At 38.5% G+C, this 2,119-nt stretch carries 3 protein-coding genes; all 3 read left to right on the top strand.

Translation table 11 applies throughout. From position 1 onward, the window contains the following. A partial coding sequence (locus PEL01S_RS34135; RefSeq protein WP_174807055.1) for a polymorphic toxin-type HINT domain-containing protein occupies positions 1–1,219 on the top strand: 1,219 nt, incomplete at its 5' end. Between the two features lie 21 nt (positions 1,220–1,240). Beyond that, a complete protein-coding gene (locus tag PEL01S_RS34130) occupies positions 1,241–1,591 on the top strand; it encodes a hypothetical protein (RefSeq protein ID WP_127463366.1) in 351 nt (116 codons plus the stop codon). Positions 1,592–1,807: 216 nt separating this feature from the next. After that, on the top strand, positions 1,808–2,119 hold a 312-nt coding region (locus PEL01S_RS34125; protein WP_164824388.1), incomplete at its 3' end, for a helix-turn-helix domain-containing protein.

The following is a 2,119-nucleotide window of genomic DNA, read 5'->3' as shown; positions in this document are numbered from 1 at the left end:
CCGCTACAGTGGAGAGTTCTGGGATAACAGCGCACACCTTCAATATTTGCGGGCAAGATGGTATGATCCAAGTGTAGGCCGGTTTATGAGTCAGGATACGTATGAAGGGGATATTGCGAATCCGCTGAGTTTGAATCTTTATACGTATGTGCATAACAATCCTCTGAGGTATACAGATCCTAGTGGTCAAATTGCTTGTGGGCTCAACCAAGAGTGTCATCAATACTTTAATGAAGTCGGAAATGTTTTCGTTGGGGCACTTGAGAATGTACAAGGTGCTATACAAGATGCTTCTGATTATGTACAAGAAAGTCAGTTTGTTCAAGACGCTTTAAATACAATGGGCCCGGGAACGGCTGTTGGAAAAGCTTCGATAAAAGCAGCTAAAGAAGCTGTTAAAGAAGCACCAGGATTGTGGAATAAAACAAAAGGAGCAGCAAAGTCTTTATTGGAAAAAACAAAAAGTCTAATAAGCGAATGCAACTGCTTTGCTCCTGGAACTAAAGTTGTTACAGACGAAGGGGAGAAAAATATCGAAGACATACAAGTCGGAGATAAGGTTCTTTCCAAAAATGAAGAGACTGGCGAGGTATCCTATAAAGAGGTCACGGTCACGTTCAATCACGAAATGGATGAGATTTATAAAATCTATGTAGGCGACCAAGCAATTAAATCTACCTTTAATCATCCATTCTATGTGAAGGATAAAGGATGGACGTTCGTCAAAGACTTAAAGGTTGGAGACTTGCTTGTTCAGAGTGACGGGAATACACTCAAGATAGACAGCATAGAACTGTTGCACGAGCAGGTAACGGTTTATAACTTGACGGTTGATGAGTTCCATACGTATTTCGTTAGTGACCTTGAGATTTGGGTTCATAATTCAGATTGCATTCCGTGGTCCTCGAAGAGTGTGCAAGGTAGGGCCACTGAACTAATAAAGGGCGCAAATGAAGTAACCGTTGGAAGTAGATCAGAAGCTGAGGAATTGTTTTTAAGATTATATCAAGGAAAAGGATACACTAACACTTCAGGAATGTCAGGTTCAGAGGCAAAGAATTTTTATGGATCAAAGGCAGGAACTTACCACTGGGATGATGCACTAGATTCAAGCGGAAGAGTATCAGGGCATGGATCAGGTAATGCTCACGGAGAACTACCTCATTTGCAGATTCATGATGAAAGTGGGAGTGTTATTAGAATCTTTTTTAATCCATAGTAGAAAGTGGTGTTATAATTCATGCAAAAATTTAACACTAAACAAAGAAATCAACTCATAAGTGGGAATGCATTAGCAATAGAAATTCCTGCAATTTCTGAAGAACGGCGCGCTTTTATAGTGGTTAAAGCAGTATCAACAAAAAGTATGCTAAATACATCTGATGCATCAATCATGAAATTTTGGTTGAGAAGATATGAAATTCCAAAGACTTATATAGAAAATGACTGGGATGTATCCGATGAAGAACTTGTGGATTCTGTACACCTTAAAGACATTTTAGGAATTGACCAACTTGAACAGGAGCTTTCTGATTATTTGGAAGATTTCACAAAGATGGATGTTGAATGGAAATGTGAGAATCCACTGTAGCCTTTGACCTTGAGGGATAAACTCCTCAAGGTTTTTTAATGAGGAATCACTTGCATCATTCTTTCTCACCGTCGACTATACGAAAAATCAGTCAAAATGTTTGCGCGGCAGAGAGTGGAAAATTATTTCATCAAACTATTGACTAATTGATTAGTCTTATGATATCTTAATATCACAGGTTGGCTAATCGATTAGTCTTGATGGGGTGTGAAAGAAATGATAGGACTTCAATACATAGTAAAAGTGTACAACGGCACGTATAAGAAATTGGCTGAAAAACTGGACATTGCTCCACCAACTATCATGGCGTGGTTAAGCAAGAAGAGGCCCATTCCCAAAGCGAAGCTTGAAGCACTTTCTAAATTATTTCATATCGAAGAAGAATTATTTACAAAGGAATTAAATGAAGTTGAAAAAATACAAATACAATTAGAATATTTCAGGAGAATATCGAAGCGGGATTCTTTTAAAGTGCCAGATTTCTTTACGGATGATGACGGAGTTGAGCATGAATATCTGGTTTGGGTT

It is taken from the genome of Paenibacillus elgii NBRC 100335 (assembly GCF_004000865.1).
Classification (GTDB): domain Bacteria; phylum Bacillota; class Bacilli; order Paenibacillales; family NBRC-103111; genus Paenibacillus_G; species Paenibacillus_G elgii.
This window is presented reverse-complemented; position numbering and strand designations above follow the sequence as displayed.